Source organism: Pseudoalteromonas sp. FUC4 (assembly GCF_008370255.1).
Classification (GTDB): domain Bacteria; phylum Pseudomonadota; class Gammaproteobacteria; order Enterobacterales; family Alteromonadaceae; genus Pseudoalteromonas.
In genome coordinates, this window is sequence record NZ_SEUI01000002.1 from 45,661 (window position 1) to 70,966 (window position 25,306).

The following is a 25,306-nucleotide window of genomic DNA, read 5'->3' on the forward strand; positions in this document are numbered from 1 at the left end:
GATTGTCTTTCGTTCGCTATCAATATTGAGTGATGAAGATATTACTGATTATTACTGCCCAATTGGGTAACTGACTATTGTTTGATAGTCGGCTAATGCCATCATCTGGTTACCCTTTAATCCATGAAATGGGAATTCTGCAAACTCGTAACCCCTTGAGTTTAAATCTAGACATATTTTCCTATCGGTTAATATTAGTTTCCGTGCATGAGCTGGATATATACCTTCATTTTTCTTAGTTACCATAAATGCGATTGGAAAAAAGCTTAATAAACTGACAGTAGAAATATTTCCATTGTTATAAAATCCAACACACTTCGCGCTTAAATGTTTATTATAAGGGTAATACCAATAATATATATCGTGAGTATCATCAATAGCGCTATCTTCGCCAAGAACAAAATTTTTTAGTGGCTGAAAATAAGGCGAATACTGTGGCTCATCTTTACATTCTTTAACCGAAGTTGCGGCCAGAACATGACCAATCATTGCCCTTGAAAACTTTTTAGCATCAATATTTGTATTGATAAGTGTGTATGGGCTACCACTATGAAAGAAATAATCCTTTATTTGCAATGTTAGAGATTTACAGACCCTAGCCACTTCATCATCGTTACCACCTAGGTGAGTATTATTACAATTATGACAAATAGTTTTGAACTTACTACCATTTGGTGAATGTACGCCTTTAACTCTTGATGCTTCAACCTCCATCAACTCTGTAATATGACGCTGCTCAACCTTAGTTATTGTTATCGCACCTTTTGGAGGTACATGGTCTTGAGAAAGCCGGCCGTAAATACCGCAAATCAATCAAAACCCAGCTTGAATTTTTGTATGCTCAAATCGCTTTGATATGCTCTTACTATAGCTTCCCATATTTAACGTCCTTGTGTAATGAGTTAATAATTTCTTGAGTTGGTTTTAACAAATTATGTAAGAGATCGCTAATACTAAGTTTGTTAATTAACTCTGTAAAAATTGGAGGCAATAAAAAAAACGTGCTTCGTTAGTTTTATTTGAACACGAAAACAAAAAGATCCTCTTTGATCAAACTACTCAATAATTGTACTAATTAATGCAATTAGTCATAAATCTGTAACTTTGATCCGCGATAATCTCTATCCGATAAATGAATAGACTCAAGAAGATTAAGTAAGATGAGTACACCCTTAGTGCAACTAACATTTGCACAGCAATCATTTGATGATTCTATGTCTGCGGCGATGAGCCACGCTATGGAATATGAAAAGCTATCGCTAAAAGCCAATGCTGCGCATAACATTACGCTGCAGTGTGTGTTGCCTGATGGCGCAAATGAGAGCGATGTTATTTCACTAAGTGCTACGCAGCCCAGTGCGCGTGGGGCGCAGTATTTTACTGAAAAAACGCTGAGCAATGCAGACCTTGAATCTGGTACTGTAAATCTTACTTTAAGTAACATTACACAAAGCCAGTGTTTTGTAGTGCAAATGATGCTGCACGGAAAAAACACGACCTTAAAAGAAAGCCAACAACTCGATGTGTACATTAAAGCATTTGAGCAAGGCTACATTCCTGAGCAAATAAAAACTGAACACGCTAAGCCTCAAGGCGTTCGTAGCTACTTTGCGAGTATGGGGTCTACGTTTTTATCACTGTTTTAGTGCTGGCAGCACTAAAATTACACGACACTACTTATAAGTTGTTAGTCTGCAAAACTTACTTTACCCATAGTAACTCCCGCAATACCTTGTGCGGTATTACTTAGGTGTTGCTGCTCACCGGCTAGGCATTCGTTTGCTAAAATAGCAAATAACACGGCCTCTTTTGCATCAGGGTTTATACCTAAATCGTCGGTGTTTTTAAAAGCCTTAATACGTGGACAAAGCGCTGTAAGTTGCGCCATTAGTAATGGGTTATGAATACCCCCACCACTTGCATACACCACACAATTTTGTGCGCGCTCCGCACATTCGTTTACTGCATTTGCTATAACAGTAGCAGTAAAGGTATTTAAGGTGGCCATTACATCTTCATGGCTTAAGTGCTGTGTATTTGTAAGCTGCTGTGCGGCGTTTAAATACGCTAAGTTAAATACCTCAGGCCCTGTGGTTTTAGGCATTGGAAGGTTAAAAAATGCGTTATTACATAATGCATTTAATAATGGTGTATTTACCTTGCCTGCTTTTGCTATTTTTGCGCCATCGTCATAATGTTGCCCTATAAAATGCTGCTGAACGTAAGCATCCATAATGGTATTACCGGGGCCAATGTCGGAGCTAAATACGCCGTTTGCATCACCATTTTTGGGTAAAAACGTTAAGTTAGCTATGCCGCCCATATTTAGCAAAACCCGACTCTCAACAGCGCTCGAAAAATACAAATAATCACCATACACAGCCAGTGGTGCGCCCTCACCTCCTGCGGCTATGTGTTTTTGCCTAAAATCACCAATAGTTGTAATACCCGTAGTAACGGCTATTTGGTCGCTATCGCCAATTTGTAAGGTGCCATTAGTAAAGCTTTTGTGGTTATGCTGCGACTGCGGGCAGTGGTAAATGGTTTGCCCGTGGCTTGCTATTACATCAATACTTGCTGGGTTTATATTCCACTTAGCTAAGCACTGATTAACCATATTGCCATGGAGTTTACCTACCCACGGGTGCAGTAAAGTTACAAGCTCTAAATCGCACTCTCGTTTGGCAAATACCTGCTTTATTTTAGTTTTATAATCGTCGTTGTAGTCAACGGTGATAAAATTTAAAACCTCAATGTGTGTATTTAAGCCCGCGCCCGTTACTTTACACAGTGCAACATCAAGCCCATCCAACGAGGTGCCGCTCATTAAACCAATAATTAAACGGCTTGGTTTTTGGGCGCTGTTATAAAGTGCTTTAATGTGAGGGTGCATAATGGCATCTAAAATAAGTGTAATATTTTGCTTATATTAGAGGACTTTAAAACAAAGTAATAGCCGTAAACCGTTTAATTTAGGTTCTTATTGTTTAACTCTTAAATGATTGCTAAGTTAGTGTGCATACTAAAAATTTATGAAAAAATATGATCACCCTCAGAGAGTTTAAAGCCCAAGACGCGCCTTTTATTATAAACACCCTAAATGATGAACAGGTGACGCGTTTTCTATCGTCAAAAATTCCGTTTCCGTATACGCAAGCCGATGCTGATTGGTGGATAAACCAAGGCTCAAAAAACGGCGTAATTGATGCAACGGCTAAGGCCATTGTTGTAAATGGGCAATTTGCGGGCTGTATTGGTGTAACTCCCGGCGAATTTGAATACAGCCACAGTGGCGAAATTGGTTATTGGCTAAATAAAGCCTATTGGGGGCAAGGTATTATTACACGCGCTATTGAACTTATATGCAATGAAGCGTTTGCAAGCTCACACTTAAACAGAATTTTTGGTGCAGTATTTGCTGGTAATACCGGCTCAATGAAAGCACTTATTAAAAGTGGTTTTGAGCAAGAGGCTGTGCTTAAACAGGCTATTTATAAAAACGGCGTATTTTACAATAGCCATATTTTTAGCAAGCTAAAATAAGCCATTTAGAATAAATACTCTGCAAAGCTTGAATTACCAGTACCTCGCCCAAAGCTAATGTATTGAGGTAAAAATATATATTTACACTGCTTAGCGCGCATTATTGTTTAGGTTAGATATTAATTTAACGCATAAACATTCGCTAAGTACATTCACTTTAAGAGGAGATTTTTATGTCTGCAACTAGTCGTCAACTTACTTTAGCATCACGCCCTAATGGCGCCCCGAACGAAAAAAACTTTGAACTTAAAACGGTAGAGCTTCCTGCATTAAAAGACGGCGAAGTTTTACTACGCACTATTTACCTATCATTAGACCCGTATATGCGTGGTCGTATGAGTGATGCTAAGTCGTACGCTGATCCTGTTAATATTGGCGATGTAATGGTTGGCGCAACTGTGTGCCAAGTAGAAGAGTCTAAAAACGATAAGTTTAATGAAGGTGAATGGGTACTTGCCTACACAGGTTGGCAAGATTACGCCATTACCGACGGCGAAGGCTTAATGCAGTTAGGTAAAGAGCCTGCAAACCCTTCATACGCATTAGGTATTATGGGTATGCCTGGCTTTACTGCTTACATGGGCTTACTTGATATTGGCCAGCCTAAAGAAGGCGAAACCGTAGTTGTTGCAGCAGCAACAGGCCCAGTAGGTGCAACGGTTGGTCAAATAGCTAAAATTAAAGGCTGTAAAGTAGTCGGTGTTGCTGGTGGTAGCGAAAAATGCGCACATGCAGTTGAAAAGCTAGGGTTTGATGCCTGTATTGATCACAAAGCAGATGACTTTGAAGAACAGCTAGAAAAAGCCTGCGACAAAGGCATTGATGTTTACTACGAAAATGTGGGCGGTAAAGTATTCGACGCCGTAGTACCACTATTAAATACCGCAGCGCGCGTACCACTATGTGGTTTAGTATCGCAATACAACGCTACTAGCTTGCCAGAAGGCCCAGACCGATTAGGTATGCTAATGGGGCAATTGCTTACTAAGCGTATTAAAATGCAAGGCTTTATCATTTTTGATGATTACGGCGACCGTTACGACGAGTTTGCACAAGACATGCAAAAATGGCTACAAGACGGAAAAATTCAATACCGTGAGCACATGGTAGAAGGCATCGAAAATACAGTAGACGCGTTCAACGATATGATATGCGGTAAAAACTTTGGTAAAACTGTGGTTAAAATTAATAACCCACTTTAATTTTAAACGGCTTGTAAGGCAAAGCCCTTACAAGCCACAAAAGGACTGACATGATTAAACTACACCATTTAAATAAATCCCGTTCTAAACGTATAATTTGGCTTTTAGAAGAGCTAGATGTTGACTACGAAATTGTGGCTTACCAGCGCAATAAAGACACCTTCCTAGCCCCTGACGAACTAAAACATATTCATCAACTTGGTAAGTCTCCGGTAATTGAAGATGGCGGTTTAATTATTGCCGAATCAGGCGCTATTACCGACTACCTTATTACTAAATACGGTAACGGTAAATTTGCTCCAAAAGTAGATACCGCTGAATATGTTGACTACCAGCAATGGCTGCACTTTGCAGAAAGCTCAGCAATTTTACCGCTTTTACTTAAAATGTTTGTACTAAAAGACGGTGCTAAAACACAGTTTTTAGAAGGCTATGCAGACGCTGAAACAGCTAAAGTAATTAGCTACTTTAATGACCGCCTAGAAGGTAAACGTTATTTAGTGGGCGATACCCTAACGGGCGCTGACTTTATGATGTCGTTTATTGTTGAAATTGTTAAAAACTCAGGTCAATTAGCACACTTTAAAAACCTCGTTAAGTACGACGAGCAATTACAAAGCCATGAGAAGTTTCATACAGCTAACGAGCTAGAAGCAAAGTACGACTAACTACTTTTATATAATCTTTTATATAACACTAAGGGGCATTTAGCCCCTTTTTAATGCCTGTAAATATGCCTGTAAAATAGCCCCACCAAAGTTACGCTTGTAAACTAAATTAACAAATACCCCCTTATTGCTAATAAAGCTTCAGTTTATAGGGCATAATGCCGATATTATTTTGAAATTATCACTAATAATACTGGCTCCCCTTACTAGTATTAACTCAAACTTGGAATCATCCATGACAATAAATATGCGTTTAGCGACCGGTTTTGGCGTAATTTTATCAATGATGCTTATTTTAACCATCATTGGCATTTCGCGCGTTAGCCTTATTAATAATAACATTACCCACATGACCGACGTAAACTCGGTAAAGCAACGTTACGCAATTAACTTTAGAGGCAGTGTACACGACAGAGCAATAGCCGTGCGCGATGTAGTGCTAATTACCGATCAAAGCAGTTTAAGCACCGTGTTAAATAACATACAAGAGCTAAACGCTTTTTACCAAACATCTAGCCGGTCTATGGCCGAGCTAATGGGTAATATGAATAGTGAAGAGCGCGCTTTAATTAATAAAATAAAACAAATAGAGCAGCGCACTCAGCCTTTTATTCAAGGTGTTATAAACGCTAAAAGCGCAGGAAACCTAAACGAAGCTGAGCGTATTTTATTAACCGATGCGCGCCCTGCGTTTACCCAGTGGCTAAATGTTATAAACCAATTTATAAACCTACAAGAACAAGCAAATCAAACCACGACTATTGATACTCTCGATATTGCCAGCTCGTTTAAAATTTGGATGATTTCGCTCACCGCACTTGCTATTTTACTCGGTGCAAGTGTTGCGTACGTTATTAGCCAACTGATCAGAAAGTCAGTAGGTGGTGAACCACAAGAAGCCGCTGAAGTAATTGCCCTTATTGCCCAAGGCGATTTAAGAGGTGATGTACAGTCGTGTTGCCCAAATAGCATGATGGCTTCTGTAGGGGTTATGCAATCTAAACTAAAAACTATTGTAGATAGCATTATTAACTCATCTGAAGAGCTTTCTACTCACTCTGCAAGCGTAGCGTCTGGTTCGCAGCAAGCACTTAGTGCCGCTGACGCACAAGTAACTTATACAAACTCGGCAGTAAGTAGCCTAGAAGAAATGAGCCAAAGTATTCATGCCGTAGCCGATTCAGTTAGGCAAACAGAAGATAACTCAAAAATAACCGCGCAATTATCGCAGCAAGGCAGTATTGCTGTGCAAAAAGTAGCAGCCGAAATTGAGCAAATTTCAGTAACCGTAAAAGCCACAGTTACCCAAGTAAATGTTTTGCAAGAACATGTAAAACACATTGGCGATATTTTAAGTGTGATCCGCAGTATTTCTGATCAAACAAACTTGCTTGCACTCAATGCGGCTATAGAAGCAGCAAGAGCAGGCGAAACTGGCCGAGGTTTTGCTGTTGTAGCTGACGAAGTAAGGCAGCTTGCCCAGCGTACTGGTGATGCAACAGGCGATATTGAAAAGATGATTTTGCAAGTACAAGAAAACACGCAAGCGTCGGTAACAGCTATGGAAACCACAGTACCACAAGTAGAAAATGGCCTAACACTTACTCATGAGGCCAACCAGTTACTTAACCAAATACAACAACAAGCTAACGACTCATTAAGTAACGTGCTGGAAATTGTTGAATCAACATCAAATCAAGTAGCTACAGTGGCGCAAATTAGTACCGGCGTTGAAGAAATTGCCAGTATGTCCAAAGAAACCAGCATGTCGCTTAACAGTAACGCTCAAGAAGCCGTTGCATTAGCCGACCTTTCAAACACGCTTAAAAAGTATATTAGCTACTTTAAAGTTTAATTTTTATAGTAAGTAATAAACAAAGGGGCTTTTAAGCCCCTTTGTTGTTTATGTACTTTAATAATAGCGGACTATATACCGGCTAAATCGCGCTCGGTAATACACTCGTCTGAGGCCATTTCAAACTCGCGGCAAACTAATGGGCGGTTTTCGTAAATGGAGCACATAAGCGTATTGCGGTCGAGTGCTTGGCACCAACCGTCCTCAGCGCGTTTCATTACTTCGCTGCCCCATTTATCGTATTCAATGTAGTTAAAAGGCACGCCGGTGTCGGTTACTATGCGCACTTCTAATTGGCAACAACAGGCTTGGCAGTTAGCACACGTAACAGGCTCTGGGGTAGTAGAAATATTTTCAACGGGAATAACAATATGAGGCATAGTGGCTTACTTTTTTGAATAAGCCACTAGGATACAGTAACTAATTTAACGCGCTAGTAGTTTTGCTTTTATATCGCTGTAACGCATCTGCTCGCACAGTGCAAAACCACTCAATTGGCGCACTTTATTACGCGCAAATAATGGCACACTCATCCCCGCTAAAAAGCGGCATTGGGTTTCAATACCCACATTGTGATTACCTTTGTCTGCCATATGCACTAAAAACTCATCTACCTTTTGATAAATAAGCTGCTCCTCAATATATGCAGGCTCTATAGAGTATTCAAGCTTAACCGCATGGCCTCTACACACGCTACAATGCCCACATTGCTGTGGTGCATTTTGATCGTCAAAATAGCGCGCTAAGTTATAGCTTAAGCAACTTTGCAGCTCAAAAAAGCGCACCAGTGCAGCAATACGTTTAATTTCGGCTTGTTCTTTGTCACTAAAGTAGTCGTGAAGCTGCTGGGCAAGTTCTGGGTTATTTATAACCTCGCTATGCACTTTGTATACTTGGGTAATACGTTTGGTTTCGAGCGTTATTAGATTTTTTTCGGCTAGGTAGTCAAGAGCAGCCACTACGCGTTTTCGATCAACCTGCGCGGCTTGCGTAAGGGAGTCAAAATTAAGCGTGCCCCATATTTTTTTAAAATCGGTATGGCTAAATATTTGTGTTAAAAATGCTTGACGTTGCTCGTCAAATTGGCTTAGTAGCTCGTTTTTATCAACCAAAAATTTGTATTTAAAATCGGCGTAGTAAGCATATTGCGGCGTTATAGCGCCTTGCATTTCAAGCTGTACAAGTAAGGTTTTAAGTGCCAGTTGCCTAATATTACTTTCACTCGATAAGCTATATTCTTGCATTTCCCATTGCTGGTGGCTTTGGCGAATATCGTTAATTACGTATTCAATACCGCTAAGCTCTGGGGTGTCGCCATATACAAAGTTTTCTACCGTATTTAGGCCGTCTAGGTTAGCAAGCGTGTAGCAGTTTGATGGATTGCCATCGCGCCCTGCTCGGCCAATTTCTTGGCTGTAGTTTTCAATCGATTTTGGTAAATCGTAATGTATAACAAAGCGAATATCCGACTTATCAACGCCCATACCAAAGGCTATGGTTGCCACCACTACGTTAATTTTACCCGCCATAAAGTCATCTTGAATTTGCCAGCGTAGCGTATCTTCAAGCCCCGCATGATACGCCACCGCGTGCACACCTTGTGCACTTAGCACATTAGCAACTTGCTCAGCGCTTTGCTGTAGCGTTACATACACAATACCTGGGCCATTTTGCGCGCGCACAATGTTGGTAAGCTCGGTGTTTTTATCGGCTGTTTTAACGCTCAACACACTTAAATCTAAGTTTTCTCGATAAAAGCCCGTTTGCACAATGCACTCAGGCGATATAGCAAATCGCTCTGCCATATCGCGTTTAACTTTTTTAGTCGCTGTTGCCGTAAGTAGCAACACCAAAGGAATATTAAGCTCTTCGCGGTAACGCGGTAGTTTAAGGTAGTCGGGTCTAAAGTTATGGCCCCATTCAGATATACAGTGCGCTTCGTCTACCACTAACATCGAAAGCGCCACTTGGCTTATAAACTCTCTAAAACGCTCGTTTTTAAAGCGCTCAACCGACACCATTAATACTTTAATTTTACCGTTTCGCACATCATTCATTACGGTGCTGCTTTGCATTTGATCTTGGCTCGAATCAAGGCTTGCCGCGTAAATACCTTTGCTATTTAAAAAGCTAATTTGATCTTTCATCAATGCAAGTAAAGGCGAAACCACTAACGTTAAGTTTGGTAAATGCAACGCAGTTAATTGATAGCACAACGATTTACCCGAACCGGTCGGAAATATAGCCAACGACGATTGACCATTTAAAAGCTGCTCTATAGTTTGTTGTTGCCCTGTTCTAAATTGGCTAAAACCAAAGTGCTGCTCAAGTGATTGAATTAGTGGCGTGGTCATAAATGTCCTTTTTGGTGTTTTAACAGCAATTTAACTGCACAGCTAAACTATAAGAAAGTGAGTATAACTTATATGCCTTTATTCAGCATTTTTTGCTGACATATCCTTTATTTAGGCGCAGACTAATAGCGTAAAAATAAATAGTCACGTTTGCCAAAAATAACTTTTTGCCATACCCAAGTAACCTCAAAACACTAAAAATAATACAGATTATTTGGGTATATTATTTTTGAGGGCAACGTTATGAATATTACTACACCTAAAATCGTCGTTATTGGCGGTGGTGCTGGCGGATTAGAACTCGCAACGCAATTAGGTCATAAATTAGGAAAGAAAAAACAAGCTGAAATTCTACTAATAGACAAAAACCGTACCCACATATGGAAGCCGTTACTGCACGAAGTAGCGACAGGCTCTATTGACCCCGATTTAGATGGCGTTGTGTATTCAGCCCATGCTGCAAAACACCACTATAACTTTCAACTTGGTACTTTTTGCAATATAGACCAAAGCAATAAAACAATTACCCTTGCACCACTTTTAGACGAGCTAGGCCACACAATTTTACCAGAGCGCACAGTGCGCTACGACCACCTTGTTATTGCTATTGGCAGCGTAAGTAACGACTTTAATACCCCAGGTATAAAAGATCACTGCTACTTTTTAGATTCAAACCAACAAGCAGAGCGCTTTCAGCACTCATTACTAGATAGCTTTACCCGCCTTCACCAAGACGACAACCAACAGCAATCACTTAATATTGCCATTGTAGGCGGCGGTGCTACCGGTGTTGAACTCTCGGCTGAGCTTTATCATGTGTCTGAACTATTAAAGCTTTATGGCTTAACAAATATGTCGTCTAAGCGATTACATATTCATTTAATAGAAGCCGGCCCACGTATTTTACCTGCATTACCAGAGCGTATTGCCGTAAGTGCTAAACGTGAGCTATTAAAACTTGGCGTAAACGTACGCGAGCAAACGCAAGTAAAAGAAAGCACAGCACAAGGCTTTATCACCAAAGACGAAGAACACATTGATGCCGATATTATGGTGTGGGCAGCAGGCGTAAAAGCACCTGATTTTATAAAAGACTTAGGTATTTTTGAGCTGACTCGCAGCAACCAAATTCAAGTAAACGAATTTTTACAAAGCACCGTAGACGAAAGTATTTTTGTATTAGGTGATTGCTGCGCATTTACTCAAGCTGATGGCAAGCAAGTACCGCCTCGTGCACAATCGGCGCATCAAATGGCGCAGTGCGTCGAAAAAAATCTCATCGCAACGTTAAAGCAGCAACCACTACGCGGCTTTAAATACAGCGACCATGGCTCGCTTGTTAACTTATCAAGCTATAGCACCGTGGGTAACTTAATGGGCAACCTAACCAGCAATACCTTTTTTATTGAAGGTAAAATTGCCCGCTTTATGTATATATCTTTATACCGTATGCACCAACGCGCCATACACGGTAGCGCAAAAACCTTTGCATTATGGATAAGCGAAAAAGTGCTGCGAGTAGTGCGCCCTAAAATGAAGTTGCACTAAATCTATACTAAATTAAAGACAGTAATGCAGTTTTAGCGGTATTACTGTCTTTAATTTTTAACATTGTCTGTATAGAGTACTTAAAACAACTAAGGAAATTGGGTTATGACGGGTAAAACGCTAATTTTTAACTTTGATGGTACCGGTAGCGAGCCCCGTGACGCAGAACAATTTAGCTCTGATCATTTTAAAGAAGACTCTAATATTACCAACATTCTAAAATTGCATTTGCTGCTTGGCGGTAAATTAGAAGACTCCCCCGTTACTCCTTTTGCTAACCAACTCAGTTTTTATTATCAAGGTATTGGCACTAAAGGCAGCCGCCTTAAACGTATTTTAAACCAAACCTTAGCACCACGTAGTGACGACGTAGCCAGTATTTTAAATCAAGCATTAAGCGACTTTAAAGCGCACTACCTAATAGGCGATACCATACTGCTAACGGGTTTTAGCCGAGGCGGTGCACTTGCTAGGCGTTTTGCCAAAATCCTAGAACCTTTAATTGCTAATAGTGTTTACGTATGTGTGTTTGATACCGTTGCCTCTATTGGCTTATCAAAAGTAAGTAAAGCAACACGTGGCGCAGAGCACGTTATTTTTGAAAATCACACCATTGCCAACAACATTACTCAAGTGCTGCACTGCGTAGCCCTTGACGAAAAACGCCGCGCGTTTGAACCCACACTCATGAACCACCAAAACAACATTACCGAGCTATGGTTTGCAGGTGCGCATTCAGACATTGGCGGCGGTTACTACCGCGATGGCCTAGCCGATATTAGCTTGCGCTATGCACTTGAGTGGTTAATAGAACAACCACTTAATATATCGTTACTCACTAGCCACGATATAGATTACGAAACCCTACTCCCCGATAGCAACTTAGTAGCACAAGATGACGTAACAGTAACGCCCGATCCGCTCGCATTAAGTCATCAACAAAACTACTTTTGGTTTAACCCGTTTTTTAAATTAGTAGATAGGCAGTGCTATGTATTAATTGATGACGAAGCCAGCAACCTTGAGCCTTTAGTGCACTACAGCGTAGCCGAACGCATTAATAAGCTAACCAGTTACCGCCCAGAATCGCTTAAAAAACTGCATTACAAAATTAGCTACAACGACAACACCACACTTAGCTTTATTGGTTTAAGCCAACATATAGAACTGGCTAATCAAAACATGAACGTGCTGAGCATTAACCAAAGCCAAGATGTAATGGTATTTGCCTCTGAGCAATACAACGCAACCGGCCTTATGTTAGAGCAAGGCGCTACGTACCGCTTTACCTCATACCCAAATCAATACTGGTTTGACGATGGTATAAAGTGCACACCATTAGGCTGGAACCGCGATAACGTACAACTTGGCGTAAAAGAAATCCCAATGGCCGTGCTTGAACCATTTAGACGATTTCCTCGTGCACAATGGTTTTCACTCATTGGTGCTATAAATAAAAACGACGACCACCTTTTTGAAATAGCCAACGGCGCCGACATTAAAATAGATAAATCTGGCGAGTTTTGCCCATTTGCAAACGACTTAAGCCGCTTTTATGGCGCTAATGCCGGAAAAATAAAAGTGAAAGTAACCCGGCTGGAATAAGAGGTTGCAAGTATTTTAAAATGTAGGCCAGAATTTACATCGCGCTTTGGCTTTATAAAAACACCATGCGAGGTATAAAACCTCACCTACAATAATTCAAACGCTTATTCGCCTCACGTAATGAGGCGAATAGCAGAGTTAATTGCCTCATTACTTTTAAGCGCCATATTGAACAGTAATTCACTTTCCTGTGGTAAAAAAGTATTTGTAAGCGAGGTATAAAACCTCACCTACAATAATTAAACCACCGCACTCAACAAACCCGTAGGTGCGATTTTATATCGCGCTTTGGCTTTTAAATAAGACCAAGCTAAACACCTATAGGCGCCCAGCTTGCTCGCGCGAAAAGCGTAGCTTTTAAATGTAGGTGGGAGTTTCTCTCGCGTTTTTTGAACTTAAGCAGTATTCTTATTCGGTACTTCAATGATATTCTAAGCAAATACATGATTGAAAGGACGCCTCATGATTCTAAAAGATAAAACCCTCATCAACAGCAACTCATCTAAAATACAAGCAGGTCAAAAGCAAGAGCTCGACGTTGCCTTTTATTTACGCCGCGCCTTTAAAGATCATAGTCAGGTATTTGTGTTTAACGATGTAAAATTTAAACACAATGGCGAAACCGCACAAATAGACCACCTAATCGCATACACCTATGGCTTTATTCTTATCGAATCTAAAAGCATTACAGGCGAAGTAACGATTAATGAACATCAAGAATGGAGTCGCAGTTATCGTGGTAACTGGCAAGGTATGCCATCGCCAATAAAACAGGTTGAATTACAACTAGAACTATTAAAAAGCCTAATGCGCGACAATGCACCTAACCTACTCACTAAATTATTTGGCAAGCTGCAACAGGGTTTTGGTGGCAGAGAGTGGCATAGTATTTGTGCAATATCGAGCAATGCCATTATCAATCGAGAAAACACACCAAAAGCAATTGAAGATCGATTGGTTAAATCAGAATTTATAACTGATAAATTACTCGAAATAATGAAGCTTCCTGCGTCTAAACCTAATGCGCTTCATCTTTTTACAACAAACGTTCGACCTTGGTTCAGTGAAGAAACACTCGATAGAATTTGCCAGTTTATTTTAGATCAAAATATATCACCTAACTTACAAGAGCCTTCATATGTACCTGCAGAAATAAGCGAATCAGAATCTGTATACGATGAGAGCTTAATAGCGACTAAGCAAGCCATTACTGAACAAGTAAAAACTGATCTAATCAAAGAGATAACATTAGCTTGTAAGCAATGTAATAGCTCGACCAATTTGCAGCCTCTTTCTGGGCGCTATGGCTACTTTGTAAAATGCGGTAATTGCAGTACAAACACACCAATGAAATCACCATGCCCTGAGTGCTCAAGCATCAATACTAAAACAAGCAAACGTAAAGAAAATTACTCTTTAATATGCAAAGATTGTGAGATAAGTACGCCTATTAAGCTTTCGCATTTGTAGGTGCGATTTTATATCGCGCTTTGGCTTTTAAATAAGACCAAGCAAAACACCTGTAGGCGCCCAGCTTGCTCGCGCGAAAAGCTATAGGCGGGAGTTTACCTCGCGCTTTTTGTTTGTAATTTAAAATATATGCGCTTTCAAAGGTTTTTTTAACCTCTGAGAATATTCACGATTAAGATTAGGAAATTGCTTATACATCATCTTTTTTAATTGCTTTTCAGATAGCTTATTACAGAGAGATTCTTGCTCAGCAAGCATTATATTCTTAAGTAACGATCGCCCTGCTCGAGTATCCATTAAAAAGTAAATTGCAGCCCAACTGCTTGCATACAACTTACTGGTATCACCTTTTTTCCACGAGTTATCCAAACCCACTAACGAATCAATTAAAAATACACTTTTAGTAATATTGTTATTTTTCGTCCATGAACTATTCGGCTCAACAATAACTGTTTGCATATTATTTTTAGTAAACTCAAAGTATTCTGCAAATCCCTCATTAAACCATCTCGGGGTGTAGCCTAAGACCGCTTTATTAATAGCGTGCACTGCCTCGTGTACCGCAGTTCGCATTGCACTGTGTGCATTATCATAATGAATAAAAGCAGAATTACTCGCGTGAAAATACATACCCGCAGTGTTTGTAGGGTCACCTCCGCGTTGCTTAATTGCGGCCTCATAAGCGCGGCGCGTAGGCAATACCGTTAAATTAAGCTTTACCTTTTTAAGTGCATGCACGCCAATAATCTGTCCGTATACTTTAAATACAGTATTGAGTTTTATGCGTAACTCTTGGTTAAATGACGAAGGTAAATTAGGCGTATTTAAAGTGAGGTCAAAGTAATCTAGCGGTTCAATAAAACCAGTATCGTAAGTTGCTACCGCAAAATCCGGTTTTTTATCACTAAAGTGCGGCACACCGTCACTGTCCGTCCACGTAAATATATCGCCATTACGCTTATATTTAACCTTTCCCAACGATACATCCACGCAGCGTGTATTGTTAGCTTGCGATAAATGATTATCGGCAGGTACTGATACATTTTGTAAAGTTGCCGAGCTTACATTTTTAAGCTGTTTAGTTGTTAACGGTTCAGTAGTTACCTGCGACGATAAACTACTATAAATTCGTTTAACCTCGCCTATAGGATCATGATAATTAAATACCCGCCCAGTAAAATGATTAGCAATGAGCGCCGATGCAATTAGCAGCACAAAAAATACAAACACCACACGTAATTTTGTTTTAAACATCTTTATGGGCGCCCTTGCCACTGTGCTTCAAACAACTCTTTTTGCTTACCCCGATACTCGCTACACCATACAAAGTCGGCCGACTTCATCCCTTTCTTACGGCAACGTTTGGGCAATTTATAAAATTTTGACCAAGCATCAAGCTTAGCGGCATCTTTATAGCTATCGCTATGCAAAGACATGTTTGATACTTTTTGATTGAGTAACCAATTGCTATTAGGCGTACGATTTGGGGTAGAAGAAGTAGCCTGATAAGCACTACCACTCATTTTAGGCTTACTGCAGTGATTAGCAAGTAAGGTAAATAGCGCTTTATCGCGTGCAGTTAAACGCTCACCTTCTTTATTACTGTAGCCACTTCTAAATTGAGAGCGAATAGCTTCGCGCTGCTTTTTAATGCTATCGCATTGGGCTTGTGTGTAAGCATCACCAGCTTGAGGAAAAGTTGTAAATACGCTAATAAATACCAGTAAAATCCATTTAATCATTATTCATTCCCTGAATTAAAGCTTTAAAATAGTGTACCTATAAATGTGAAAAAACACATCAATATTACTAATCCCAAAAGTAAAAATTAAACCACCACACTCCACAAAACCGTAGGTGCGATTTTATATCGCACTTTCTCTTTAGTAACTAGCCCATTACCTCAATCAACGCTACAAAGCCCGCCTAAACACCTGCAGGCGCTCAGCTTGCTCGCGCGAAAAGCGAAGCTTTTAAAATAATTTACTTATATCGCATTGGCGACGGCAACCAAAGAGAAGTAACCGCCGACTTCTCTTTGGAATCACACGGCGCCCCTCAATTTCACTTATCCTTAAACAAATAATTAATATGAACGTAAACGCGATGAAAGCACAACTTTCACATCCCTGTACGCTGCCCAGTTCGGGTATCCCTACCCTCTCGTTCAAAACTACGTTTTTCACCCATTTACAAGCATCGCTTTCCTCGAATCCATGCAAGGTAATTACTCATTAATTATGTGTTTGCAGGTGAAGTTGAAAGGGGGAAATGTCTGAACAGCGGCCTTAAAATTTACTGTAGGCGCTCAGCTTGCTTGCGCGAAAAGCGAAGCTTTTAAAATAATTTACAAATATCGCATTGGCGATGGCAACAAAGGGGCGCATAGCGCCATGTGTTCATTCTTGAAATACATTATTTCAATAGCTTTATATACCTGAAAATTCTTTCATCCATTTTAAAACAGACTCTTTATTTGGCGTGTAGTAACTTAAATGCGGTAAACCTATTATTGCCGTTGACCTACCATTAATATTAGCTTTGAAACCATAACATTGCCTCTCTCCATGCCCTGCTGGAATAGTTTCAAAAGTATTTAAATTACTTTCATCACAGTACATCGATTTTAAAAAGCCAAACGGTGAGTGAAGTTTGCCATTACCAAAAGTGATGATTACTTTTGGTTTCACTATTTCTATAACAGCTTGATGAAAAGGCCAAAAAGTACCTGCAAAGCCAAAGTTATAATCCTCGTGAGAGGATGATTTTGAAGTGGTAAAAATTAAGTTGCTAGCGCATACATCAGCTACACTTTGACCCAGTCCTTCAAGTAAACCTTGAATTCGCTTTTGAAGTGGGGCGGAACCTTTTGCATATTTATTGTTGCCTTGCTTAGAAGTCGATTTCTTTTTGGGCTTTTCCCATTCTTCATCTAAAAAGGCATTACTCGTGCGAACTAGTGTATCTGCCATAAAATTACCTAACTTGCATTCACCAGAACCACCAGGGTTTAAACCTAATAAATACACATCTCCTTTTTAAAGGTTTCATGCGAGCTATAAATCCCCTCACCAAAGCGGTTATATAAATGACCAAATTGCTGTGTAGCTATGCCTAGCAGCTGTTCCTTCTTAATCCCTATATCCATATTTATTCCTTTTTTCCTAGTAAGACTTTATTGCAGGGTATGATTTATACATTAAAAAAATGTAATAAACTAATTAAATGTCGAGAGTACTAACTGTGAAATTGTCTTAGCACCAACCTTAAAATTAGCTGTAGGCGCGAAGCTTGCTCGCGCGAAAAGCGAAGATTTTAAATTGCCTTACTATCGTTTAAGGCTCGCTGCACCACTTGATAGCAAATAGCACGCTGCTGCTCTTGATTTAAGCTAACTTGTCGCATTGAAAGGATCGTTTTAACTATTTGTTTATGAGAAACGATTGGAAAGGTTGGTCTCTGCTTTAGTTCCACAAACCAACCAGGAAAGCATAAAACAGGTAAAACCGGAGTATTAAAACCGGTTGATTCATAAAGCCATTTATTCACCCAATTAGCTTGATTTTGAGCTTGCTCTAACGGCTTACTTTCAAACCAAGAAGGAAATGCTAAATGGTTATTCTCAAATTTAACTTTGTAATTTGTATCGTCTTTTATTCGTTTATGTCTGCCTTTGGTTTCAATAGCAAATATTCCATTTGGCCCAACAACTAAATGGTCAATATTAAAACCATCTGCTTGTATATCATGAAATACCTGATAACCGTGTGACTGTAATTCTATAAGCTCTGAAGCAACTGCTAATTCTGCATCACGTCCTAGTTTTAGCTTTATTAAGTCGTTAGATTTAACCCAAAGCTTTCGTGCCACATACGTTAGTCCCAATGCGATCACGATAATTAAAAAGTAATTGAGCTTGCCGCTGGCAAACATTTCAGCAATTCCTTTCAAAGCAAAAGGCATGGTGACTATCAAAGCAGACAAAAAGACTAAGCCTATTACATCTAAAACTTTATCATTAACTTGTTCATTAAGTGTCTGCGCTGCAACACGTTTAAGCTTTTTACGATCTACAGGTAGTTTTGCATTCTTCTGATGAAGCCATATTTTGATAAACAAAACACCTAATAGTGAATAAACACTACCAATAACAAATAAAAGGCTTAAACCTTGGTTTAATAAATCATCCATGATGAGTTCCTATAATCACAATGTTTACTTTATACCTTAAAAACAGGTACATGTCGCATCATTCAAACCCACACTACAAAGCTCACCTAAACACCTGTAGGCGCCCAGCTTGCTCGCACGAAAAGCGAAGCTTTTAAAATAATTTACAAATATCGCGTTGGCGATGGCAACCAAGGGGCGGATACCGCCGACTTCTCTTTGGAATCTCTCGGCGCCCCTCAATTTCACTTATCTTTAAACACTAAATTAATATGAACGTAAACGCGATGAAAGCACATCCATGTGCAAGCATCGCTTTCCTCGAATCCATGCGAGGTAATTACTCATTAATTATGTGTTTGCAGGTGAAGTTGAAGGGGATAATTTCTTAGCATCGTCATTTTATTGCTCTCTCGGCTAATACTTAACTCACACGTTTGTTCATGATTAATAGTAATTTAGTCGATTAATACTTGTAGCTGTACCGCATTTCAGTAAACTAACCACTCGCAAACAGGGAGTGGTTTTAATGCAGCAAATTGGTATTTACGAGCAGTTAATTACGCAAGTAATTGAGCAAAACTTAAATCGTGATCAATTTTATGTGGGTGAGCGCCAGCTTGAAACGGCCGAAGCGGCAACATGGCTTTCACGCTTTTTAAGCAAACTTGTAACGCATGCAATCGATGCCATTCCCAACTCAAACGAGCGCCTACAAGAACAAATTAGCCTAGCTAACAGCCTTGTACTTTGGCTTAAAGATCATATTCGCGATGACGAGCTAATTAACGAAAATCTTATCGACAGCCAAGGCCGAATACTTACCGCGCTGTTTAATACCCAAAACCCTATTGCGGCGAATCTTAAAGATTACTCAAGCGATATATTCCCGCTAACGGGGCTTACACAAAGCGAGTTATTTAGCGGTGCTAATGCAGGTATATCGCTCGAAACCGAACTAAAGCGCGAGATTAAATCGTCCGATACTATTTACTGGCTGGTCTCATTTATAAAATGGACAGGGCTGCGAATTTTTAAAAATGAGCTTGAAGCGTTTACCAAAAGCGGCAATAAACTCAAAGTAATTACTACCTCGTACATGGGCGCAACGGATGCTAAAGCCGTTGAGTTTTTAGCAAACCTACCAAATACCGAAGTAAAGCTAAGTTATAACAATCAGCAAGAACGCCTACACGCAAAATCATATTTATTTATGCGCAATACGGGTTTTCATACCGGTTATATTGGCTCGTCTAACTTATCGCATTCGGCGCTTACCAGCGGCCTTGAGTGGAACTTAAAAATTACCGCGCAAGAAATTCCGCACATAATAACTAAAACCAAAAGTACCTTTGAAACCTACTGGGAATCAAAAGACTTCGAGTTATTTACAGGTGCTGTTGAGTGTAAAGAAAAGCTCATTAATTCACTTAACGAGCAACGCGGTGTTGGGCAATCAAGCAGCCAGTTTTATTTTGATATAACACCAAAAACGCATCAGCTCGCTATTTTAGAAAAGCTAAGTGCTGAACGCAGCGTACATAATCGTTTTAAAAACTTAGTAGTTGCTGCTACCGGCACAGGTAAAACAATAATATCGGCGTTCGACTTTAAAACTGTTTACGATAAAAACCCAAACGCACACTTTTTGTTTGTAGCCCACCGAGAAGAAATACTTAAACAAGCGCAAAGCGCTTATCGCGGCGTGCTTAAAAATAACGACTTTGGTGAGCTGTGGGTAGGTAACTACAAACCACAGCGCTACAACCAATTATTTGCATCAATCAAAACGCTGAACAGCCAAATTGAATCGCTCAATTTAACCCACGATTACTACGACTATATAGTGATAGACGAAGTACATCACGTAAGCGCGGCCAGTTATCGCGCTATTTTAAGTTACTTTACGCCCACAATATTACTTGGCTTAACCGCTACACCAGAGCGACAAGATAGCGCAAATATACTCGATGATTTTTGCGGTGTAATAGCCGCCGAAATACGCTTGCCAGAGGCAATAAACCAGCGCCATTTATGCCCGTTTCAATACTTTGGATTGGATGACGACACCGACCTAAGCCAAATAACATGGCGAGGCGGCCGTTACGATATAAGCGAGCTAAGTAACCTTTATACAGGGGAGAACAGCCGCGCTAACAAAATTATATCGAGCTTGGCTGATATCGTAACCAACGTACACGCTATTAAAGCACTCGCGTTTTGCGTAAGCCAAAAACACGCTGAATTCATGGCGTCTAAGCTTAACTTAGCAGGCATAAACGCCGATGTACTGACCAGCAAAAACACCAATGAGCGCGCAGCTAAACAGCAAGCACTACGCCAAGGCGAAGTACAAATACTTTGCGTGGTTGATATTTTTAACGAAGGGGTCGATATTCCAGAGGTCGATACCTTACTATTTTTACGCCCAACTGAAAGCTTAACACTGTTTTTACAGCAGCTCGGCCGTGGCTTGCGTTTACCTGATAACAGCCAAAAGCAATGTTGCACCGTACTCGACTTTGTTGGCAATGCGCGCCCAGAATACGACTTTGCTAGCAAGTTCCGCGCATTGATTGGTAAAAGCAACCAACCAATAAAAACCGAGGTCGAAAACAACTTCCCGCATTTACCGCTGGGTTGTCGTATAGAACTACAAAAGCGAACACAACAAACAATATTAAAAAATATTCAGCAAGCCATAAACAGCAAACGCCGTTTACAACAGCTGATCAATAGCTATCCGCAACATACCAATGACGCGCTTACACTAAGTAACTTTTTACGTATAAACCCACAAGTCACCCTTGAAGATATCTACAAACCAAAAGATAAAAAACTCGGCGGCTGGCACTGGTTAAAAGGCGATGAAATACCAGCAGAACAAGCCGATATTTACGCCGCGTATTATCGCGCTATAAACACCCAATTACTCGGCTGCGACTCACTCAGTTATTTATGCTTTTTACGTGATTTATGTAATAACAACTTTAGCTTTACCCCAACAGCACAAAACCAACAGTACGCGCTTATGGCGCATTACAACTTTTGGGATAACACAGGTACAAGTTTAGGGTTTAAAGCGCTTGAACAAAGCTTACAAATACTTAAACACAAAGAGTTACAGCAGGAGCTTAACCAAGTAATTGCGCTTTTAATAAAACGCATTCACCAGCAAGAAAGCGATTTAGCATGCCTACCTAATCACGCAATAAAATTACACAGCCGCTACACCCGCCAGCAAATACTCGCAGCATTTGGGGCGCACACGTTTGATAAAAAATCGACTGCCCGCGAAGGCGTTTTAGAATTTAAAAACCAAAACTTAGAGCTGTTATTTGTAACACTTAATAAGTGCGAAAAAAGCTACTCGCCTACAACGCTGTATCACGACTACGCAATCAGCCCCACCCTGTTCCATTGGCAAACACAAAACAGCGCCCGACCAGTACACGGCCGCGGCCTAAGTTACATTCAGCACCAACAAACAGGCAAAACCATCCTGTTATTTGTGCGAGAACAAGGCAAAGATGAAAACGGCCGAACTATGGGGTTTGTAAACTACGGCGAAGTTAAGTACCAAAGCCACAATGGCAGCCAACCGATGAATATAACGTGGAAATTAACCAACCCCATGCCAAGTGAGATGTGGCATGAGGCTGGGAAGTTGGCGGTTGGGTGATGAGCTAAAACTTTGATTAAATCAAATTTTAAATATTTTTAAGGAATAACAAATGAAAAGTTTACGTGGCCTTGCTCTTGCCGCCTTTGTAATAATGATATCTGTATTATGTAGTATAATTGCTCAATTCGGCTTCTCACCAGATTCACCGATTGAGCAATGGGGAGCTTTTGGAGATTTCATTGGAGGAACATTAAATCCCATTTTTGCCTTTCTATCATTTATTTGTTTATTAATGACAATTGTTTTACAAAATACAGAACTAAAAGAAACAAGAAAAGAGTTTACCCGTGTAGCAAATGCTAATGAGCAGCAACTTTCACTTATTTCCAACCAACAACAAAAAGATGATACTTATAAAGTAATTCAAAAAGTTACTGAGCGTCTTAACAAAAACTACAATGAAAATAGATTCAAAGAAAAAACTCTTTCTTTACATAAAATTATCTTGGGTGGTGCAGATTATAATAAAAACCTCGATTTCAAACTTCTATATGACGCATGCAATGACACTAGTAGTGACGATTATAAAATCATTAAATACATTGAAAAAGATCTTTTCTTATTAAAAGATCTTCTTGAGAATTATGACAAGTTAACTAACTTAGAAACAGGGAAACCCAACCCATTAGTTAACTTTTATCGAAATGAGTATAGCGAATTGGTTAAAGCATTAGGCTCAAATGGACTTATTAGCCATAATTTATTGTACAACATCTTCTATTATTAATAATCAGCATCATCAATAAAACCTACCGGCAAACCATTTAATCGTTCTGAGTTGTAGTGGGCAACGATAAAACCTTTTAGGTCATTTACAATATGCTCAGGGACATCATTATCAACTAAGATAAATTGACAAGTTTTATTATTAATTTCATATTTTTCGGCCAATCCAATTATGAAATCATATATATTTTTATATTTAGCTGGATCTGATACGGCTTCACTTCGATCAGCATCAAGATTACTTACTTCTTTATATTTTTGCTCTTTAGTTTTACCTAAATACTTACCAACAGTATCAATCATTAAAAATGATGGGTAATTGATCTTATTATTTAAAGCTTCTTCCATCAATGAACACATATAACCGATTCCTACTATGGTTCTTAAACCACCAGATGTAATATCAGAATATTCTATATCTCGGACTCTTGGATAAAAAGTTTTTTTGTCAAAGCTCACTCCTTTAGGTGACTTTATGCGAATAAAGCGAAGATAAGACTGCAAGCTATCAGCTAAACTTTCTAGAATTTCTGTCATTGTTGGTGTACTTTTACGTAGTTCCTCTAGTTGTTCTTGTAAACTTATAATACTTTTTTCAATAGACTCTTTCGATATTGATAAATTATTATGCTTATTTCTTACCTTTAATCTTGAAACGAGCTCTTTGCGGCGCTGATTTAATTCTCCAAGTGTTGAAACAAATATATCTCTTTCAGCAATTTTGGGGGTAACTGCCGTGTTCTTTTCTTGAAGTATGTACGCTTCTTGCTCAGCAGCTTCTATCTCTTTTAATTTTAATTGACAGTTTTCCCAATCAAACTTTGCTTTGTTTGCAATACTTTCCGTTTCTTTGGCTCTTCTTTTGAGAAGATTTATTTCACTATATATTTTCTCATTAGCAATTATTTCAAAATTTTCTCTAGCAACGGTAACTTCAAAAGTATTATCGCAAACAGGACATAATTCAATCTCTTGCTCAACCTCACCAATAATCTTTTTCGCTGAAACAGACGCTTTATATTTACTAATATCATTTAAATAATCATTTTTTAGTCGGGTAAACCGTTCAATCTTTAATTGGTGTTCCTGCATATCTGCATTAATAACTCTACGTTCCATTGCTAAATTTGCCAATTCAGTTCTTAAGGCTTGATATATTTCAGGATCTTCTGCTTGTGTTTCATTCAATTTAGCTATTTCTTTACTAATATTCAGTATTTCGGCATCTACAGCGTCTATTTCATCATCTAGTGTCGTAAGCGTGCCAAATTCTGCATCTCGTAAAAACTCAGAAACAGTTTTGAATGTTTTATCTAGCTTATTTTTTTGATTGGTTTTCTCAGAAATAAGCCCTTCTAAATTACTAATGTTACTGTCTAAGGCGTTAAAAATGTATTTAAATACTTCTTTATTTTTTGTTTGTACAGCCCAATTATCAGACTTGAGAAACTTTTCACTACCTAAAACATCTTGGTTGATATAACTATACTTAAAAAGATCTCTAAAGCTCATTCTAACTTGTTTGGAGTCATCTTTAGTTGGTGCTTCTTTAAGTTTTACCCTACTAAAATTCAAAGCGTCTAACAAAAAGTCTGAGTAAAATCCCGCCTCTGGATATTCTGTATTCGGACTGAAATTTGGTAAGTAGTTTGTAGCTGCATATTCACCTATTTTATCATACGCACAAGGATATACTTCAACCACTCGATTTGGATTAAAAAGATCACGTTTGATTGTATACCTATCTTCATTAAGTGTTACATCTAACGCTGCGTACCTTCCTGCTAACTCAATTTCAGGATAAGATTTAAATTTCTTTCCACCTAATAAGTAATCAATTATATTAAGTATGCTTGATTTCCCTGTCGCTGAATCCCCGTAAATTATATTCACACCAGGGTTGAAATTAACTTGATAATTTTTATTCCTACCAACGACTATAACCTGATTAATTAAAATATTACTTGCCATTAAAATGCGTCCATTCTCATTATTTGCCCTAGTATATTGTTTAAACTGCTTTGACTTAAGCTCAATGTTTGTTTTAGTTTGTTGCAGTTAAGTGCTACTTCTTTGAAATAGTTTTCAGTAAATAAATCTGAAAGCTCATAACCCTTAGCTGTTAACTGATAGAAAAAACCATCATTTTTTTTATATTCTACTTTTACTAAACTTTGAGCCGTAAGAATTGTTAATAATGATTTCAACCCTTCTCTATCAAACAATGGATCTAAATTTGCAGAAATAGAAGCTATAGAATATGAATTTCGTTCACTAAGTAGCACCTTTGCTTTGCCCAAGATTTCCATCACTTTATTAAGCTTTACAGGGTTTTTTACCAAGAAATAATAAATATGTAGACGTTCATTATTTAACTTCAAAGTTTGTCGTTTTGTGTGACTTAAAGTTCTAACTATGATAATCAAAATTGCAAGATTTAGATTTAAGTCATTTTCTGGATTTATAAAGGGTAATTTCAT

21 protein-coding genes are annotated in these 25,306 nt (G+C 39.1%); 10 read left to right on the plus strand and 11 right to left on the minus strand.

Annotated elements, in window-relative coordinates:
- Positions 1-51: 51 nt before the first annotated feature.
- Complete coding sequence (locus EU510_RS06210; RefSeq protein WP_262501201.1) at positions 52-813, minus strand: metal-binding protein; 762 nt, start codon at positions 811-813, stop codon at positions 52-54.
- 347 nt (positions 814-1,160) lie between these two features.
- Here EU510_RS06210 and EU510_RS06215 point away from each other — a divergent pair, with 347 nt between their 5' ends.
- Positions 1,161-1,646: a hypothetical protein gene (locus EU510_RS06215; RefSeq protein WP_149592727.1), complete on the plus strand. Its 486-nt coding sequence runs from the start codon at positions 1,161-1,163 to the stop codon at positions 1,644-1,646.
- A gap of 41 nt (positions 1,647-1,687) precedes the next feature.
- Here EU510_RS06215 and EU510_RS06220 read toward each other — a convergent pair whose 3' ends face one another.
- Positions 1,688-2,893: an anhydro-N-acetylmuramic acid kinase gene (locus EU510_RS06220; protein WP_149592728.1), complete on the minus strand. Its 1,206-nt coding sequence runs from the start codon at positions 2,891-2,893 to the stop codon at positions 1,688-1,690.
- 149 nt (positions 2,894-3,042) lie between these two features.
- Here EU510_RS06220 and EU510_RS06225 point away from each other — a divergent pair, with 149 nt between their 5' ends.
- The 4 genes from EU510_RS06225 to EU510_RS06240 all read left to right on the plus strand — a co-directional run bounded on the left by EU510_RS06225 (position 3,043) and on the right by EU510_RS06240 (position 7,268).
- Positions 3,043-3,543: a GNAT family N-acetyltransferase gene (locus EU510_RS06225; RefSeq protein WP_149592729.1), complete on the plus strand. Its 501-nt coding sequence runs from the start codon at positions 3,043-3,045 to the stop codon at positions 3,541-3,543.
- Between the two features lie 173 nt (positions 3,544-3,716).
- Positions 3,717-4,745, plus strand: coding sequence for an NADP-dependent oxidoreductase (locus EU510_RS06230; RefSeq protein WP_149592730.1), 1,029 nt, complete (start codon positions 3,717-3,719; stop codon positions 4,743-4,745).
- A 50-nt stretch (positions 4,746-4,795) separates the two neighbouring features.
- A complete protein-coding gene (locus EU510_RS06235) occupies positions 4,796-5,413 on the plus strand; it encodes a glutathione S-transferase family protein (RefSeq protein ID WP_024597791.1) in 618 nt (205 codons plus the stop codon).
- A gap of 235 nt (positions 5,414-5,648) precedes the next feature.
- Positions 5,649-7,268, plus strand: coding sequence for a methyl-accepting chemotaxis protein (locus tag EU510_RS06240; RefSeq protein ID WP_149592731.1), 1,620 nt, complete (start codon positions 5,649-5,651; stop codon positions 7,266-7,268).
- Positions 7,269-7,339: 71 nt separating this feature from the next.
- Here the strand turns inward: EU510_RS06240 and EU510_RS06245 are convergent, their stop codons facing one another.
- Together EU510_RS06245 and EU510_RS06250 are read right to left on the minus strand one after the other, a co-directional pair.
- A complete protein-coding gene (locus tag EU510_RS06245; RefSeq protein WP_149592732.1) occupies positions 7,340-7,648 on the minus strand; it encodes a YkgJ family cysteine cluster protein in 309 nt (102 codons plus the stop codon).
- A gap of 45 nt (positions 7,649-7,693) precedes the next feature.
- Entirely contained in the window at positions 7,694-9,622 is a 1,929-nt protein-coding gene (locus EU510_RS06250) for an ATP-dependent DNA helicase RecQ (RefSeq protein ID WP_149592733.1), read from the minus strand.
- A gap of 243 nt (positions 9,623-9,865) precedes the next feature.
- On the opposite strand from EU510_RS06250, the gene EU510_RS06255 reads away from it, so the two are divergent.
- The 3 genes from EU510_RS06255 to EU510_RS06265 all read left to right on the plus strand — a co-directional run bounded on the left by EU510_RS06255 (position 9,866) and on the right by EU510_RS06265 (position 14,245).
- Positions 9,866-11,170 (plus strand): NAD(P)/FAD-dependent oxidoreductase, encoded by a 1,305-nt coding sequence (locus EU510_RS06255; RefSeq protein WP_149592734.1) that lies wholly within the window; start codon positions 9,866-9,868, stop codon positions 11,168-11,170.
- Positions 11,171-11,275: 105 nt separating this feature from the next.
- Positions 11,276-12,775 (plus strand): T6SS phospholipase effector Tle1-like catalytic domain-containing protein, encoded by a 1,500-nt coding sequence (locus EU510_RS06260; RefSeq protein ID WP_149592735.1) that lies wholly within the window; start codon positions 11,276-11,278, stop codon positions 12,773-12,775.
- A 462-nt stretch (positions 12,776-13,237) separates the two neighbouring features.
- A complete protein-coding gene (locus tag EU510_RS06265; RefSeq protein WP_149592736.1) occupies positions 13,238-14,245 on the plus strand; it encodes a nuclease-related domain-containing protein in 1,008 nt (335 codons plus the stop codon).
- 120 nt (positions 14,246-14,365) lie between these two features.
- Here the strand turns inward: EU510_RS06265 and EU510_RS06270 are convergent, their stop codons facing one another.
- The 5 genes from EU510_RS06270 to EU510_RS06285 all read right to left on the minus strand — a co-directional run bounded on the left by EU510_RS06270 (position 14,366) and on the right by EU510_RS06285 (position 18,436).
- Positions 14,366-15,499 carry a DUF1570 domain-containing protein gene (locus tag EU510_RS06270; RefSeq protein WP_149592737.1) on the minus strand — a complete coding sequence of 378 codons (1,134 nt, stop codon included), beginning with the start codon at positions 15,497-15,499 and terminating at the stop codon, positions 14,366-14,368.
- Positions 15,500-15,501: 2 nt separating this feature from the next.
- Positions 15,502-15,987, minus strand: coding sequence for a hypothetical protein (locus EU510_RS06275; protein WP_149592738.1), 486 nt, complete (start codon positions 15,985-15,987; stop codon positions 15,502-15,504).
- 687 nt (positions 15,988-16,674) lie between these two features.
- Positions 16,675-17,217, minus strand: coding sequence for a uracil-DNA glycosylase family protein (locus tag EU510_RS06280; RefSeq protein ID WP_262501202.1), 543 nt, complete (start codon positions 17,215-17,217; stop codon positions 16,675-16,677).
- A gap of 44 nt (positions 17,218-17,261) precedes the next feature.
- A complete protein-coding gene (locus tag EU510_RS20050) occupies positions 17,262-17,393 on the minus strand; it encodes a hypothetical protein (protein ID WP_262501203.1) in 132 nt (43 codons plus the stop codon).
- 167 nt (positions 17,394-17,560) lie between these two features.
- Positions 17,561-18,436, minus strand: coding sequence for a nuclease-related domain-containing protein (locus tag EU510_RS06285; RefSeq protein ID WP_149592739.1), 876 nt, complete (start codon positions 18,434-18,436; stop codon positions 17,561-17,563).
- Between the two features lie 508 nt (positions 18,437-18,944).
- Here EU510_RS06285 and EU510_RS06290 point away from each other — a divergent pair.
- Together EU510_RS06290 and EU510_RS06295 are read left to right on the plus strand one after the other, a co-directional pair.
- Positions 18,945-22,097 carry a DUF3427 domain-containing protein gene (locus EU510_RS06290; RefSeq protein ID WP_149592740.1) on the plus strand — a complete coding sequence of 1,051 codons (3,153 nt, stop codon included), beginning with the start codon at positions 18,945-18,947 and terminating at the stop codon, positions 22,095-22,097.
- A gap of 52 nt (positions 22,098-22,149) precedes the next feature.
- Positions 22,150-22,827: a hypothetical protein gene (locus tag EU510_RS06295; RefSeq protein ID WP_149592741.1), complete on the plus strand. Its 678-nt coding sequence runs from the start codon at positions 22,150-22,152 to the stop codon at positions 22,825-22,827.
- Here EU510_RS06295 and EU510_RS06300 read toward each other — a convergent pair.
- Entirely contained in the window at positions 22,824-24,797 is a 1,974-nt protein-coding gene (locus EU510_RS06300; protein WP_149592742.1) for an AAA family ATPase, read from the minus strand. The genes EU510_RS06295 and EU510_RS06300 overlap by 4 nt on opposite strands.
- Positions 24,797-25,306 carry an ABC-three component system middle component 4 gene (locus EU510_RS06305; RefSeq protein WP_149592743.1) on the minus strand — a complete coding sequence of 170 codons (510 nt, stop codon included), beginning with the start codon at positions 25,304-25,306 and terminating at the stop codon, positions 24,797-24,799. Before EU510_RS06305 ends, EU510_RS06300 begins: the two co-directional genes overlap by 1 nt.

What these genes read in the sequence shown, in the direction of transcription:
- EU510_RS06215 (WP_149592727.1), top strand. Translation starts at nt 1,161, where the DNA reads ATGAGTACACCCTTAGTGCAACTAACATTTGCACAGCAATCATTTGAT.
- EU510_RS06220 (WP_149592728.1), bottom strand. Translation starts at nt 2,893, where the DNA reads ATGCACCCTCACATTAAAGCACTTTATAACAGCGCCCAAAAACCAAGC.
- EU510_RS06225 (WP_149592729.1), top strand. Translation starts at nt 3,043, where the DNA reads ATGATCACCCTCAGAGAGTTTAAAGCCCAAGACGCGCCTTTTATTATA.
- EU510_RS06230 (WP_149592730.1), top strand. Translation starts at nt 3,717, where the DNA reads ATGTCTGCAACTAGTCGTCAACTTACTTTAGCATCACGCCCTAATGGC.
- EU510_RS06235 (WP_024597791.1), top strand. Translation starts at nt 4,796, where the DNA reads ATGATTAAACTACACCATTTAAATAAATCCCGTTCTAAACGTATAATT.
- EU510_RS06240 (WP_149592731.1), top strand. Translation starts at nt 5,649, where the DNA reads ATGACAATAAATATGCGTTTAGCGACCGGTTTTGGCGTAATTTTATCA.
- EU510_RS06245 (WP_149592732.1), bottom strand. Translation starts at nt 7,648, where the DNA reads ATGCCTCATATTGTTATTCCCGTTGAAAATATTTCTACTACCCCAGAG.
- EU510_RS06250 (WP_149592733.1), bottom strand. Translation starts at nt 9,622, where the DNA reads ATGACCACGCCACTAATTCAATCACTTGAGCAGCACTTTGGTTTTAGC.
- EU510_RS06255 (WP_149592734.1), top strand. Translation starts at nt 9,866, where the DNA reads ATGAATATTACTACACCTAAAATCGTCGTTATTGGCGGTGGTGCTGGC.
- EU510_RS06260 (WP_149592735.1), top strand. Translation starts at nt 11,276, where the DNA reads ATGACGGGTAAAACGCTAATTTTTAACTTTGATGGTACCGGTAGCGAG.
- EU510_RS06265 (WP_149592736.1), top strand. Translation starts at nt 13,238, where the DNA reads ATGATTCTAAAAGATAAAACCCTCATCAACAGCAACTCATCTAAAATA.
- EU510_RS06270 (WP_149592737.1), bottom strand. Translation starts at nt 15,499, where the DNA reads ATGTTTAAAACAAAATTACGTGTGGTGTTTGTATTTTTTGTGCTGCTA.
- EU510_RS06275 (WP_149592738.1), bottom strand. Translation starts at nt 15,987, where the DNA reads ATGATTAAATGGATTTTACTGGTATTTATTAGCGTATTTACAACTTTT.
- EU510_RS06280 (WP_262501202.1), bottom strand. Translation starts at nt 17,217, where the DNA reads ATGGCAGATACACTAGTTCGCACGAGTAATGCCTTTTTAGATGAAGAA.
- EU510_RS20050 (WP_262501203.1), bottom strand. Translation starts at nt 17,393, where the DNA reads ATGGATATAGGGATTAAGAAGGAACAGCTGCTAGGCATAGCTACACAG.
- EU510_RS06285 (WP_149592739.1), bottom strand. Translation starts at nt 18,436, where the DNA reads ATGGATGATTTATTAAACCAAGGTTTAAGCCTTTTATTTGTTATTGGT.
- EU510_RS06290 (WP_149592740.1), top strand. Translation starts at nt 18,945, where the DNA reads ATGCAGCAAATTGGTATTTACGAGCAGTTAATTACGCAAGTAATTGAG.
- EU510_RS06295 (WP_149592741.1), top strand. Translation starts at nt 22,150, where the DNA reads ATGAAAAGTTTACGTGGCCTTGCTCTTGCCGCCTTTGTAATAATGATA.
- EU510_RS06300 (WP_149592742.1), bottom strand. Translation starts at nt 24,797, where the DNA reads ATGGCAAGTAATATTTTAATTAATCAGGTTATAGTCGTTGGTAGGAAT.
- EU510_RS06305 (WP_149592743.1), bottom strand. Translation starts at nt 25,306, where the DNA reads ATGAAATTACCCTTTATAAATCCAGAAAATGACTTAAATCTAAATCTT.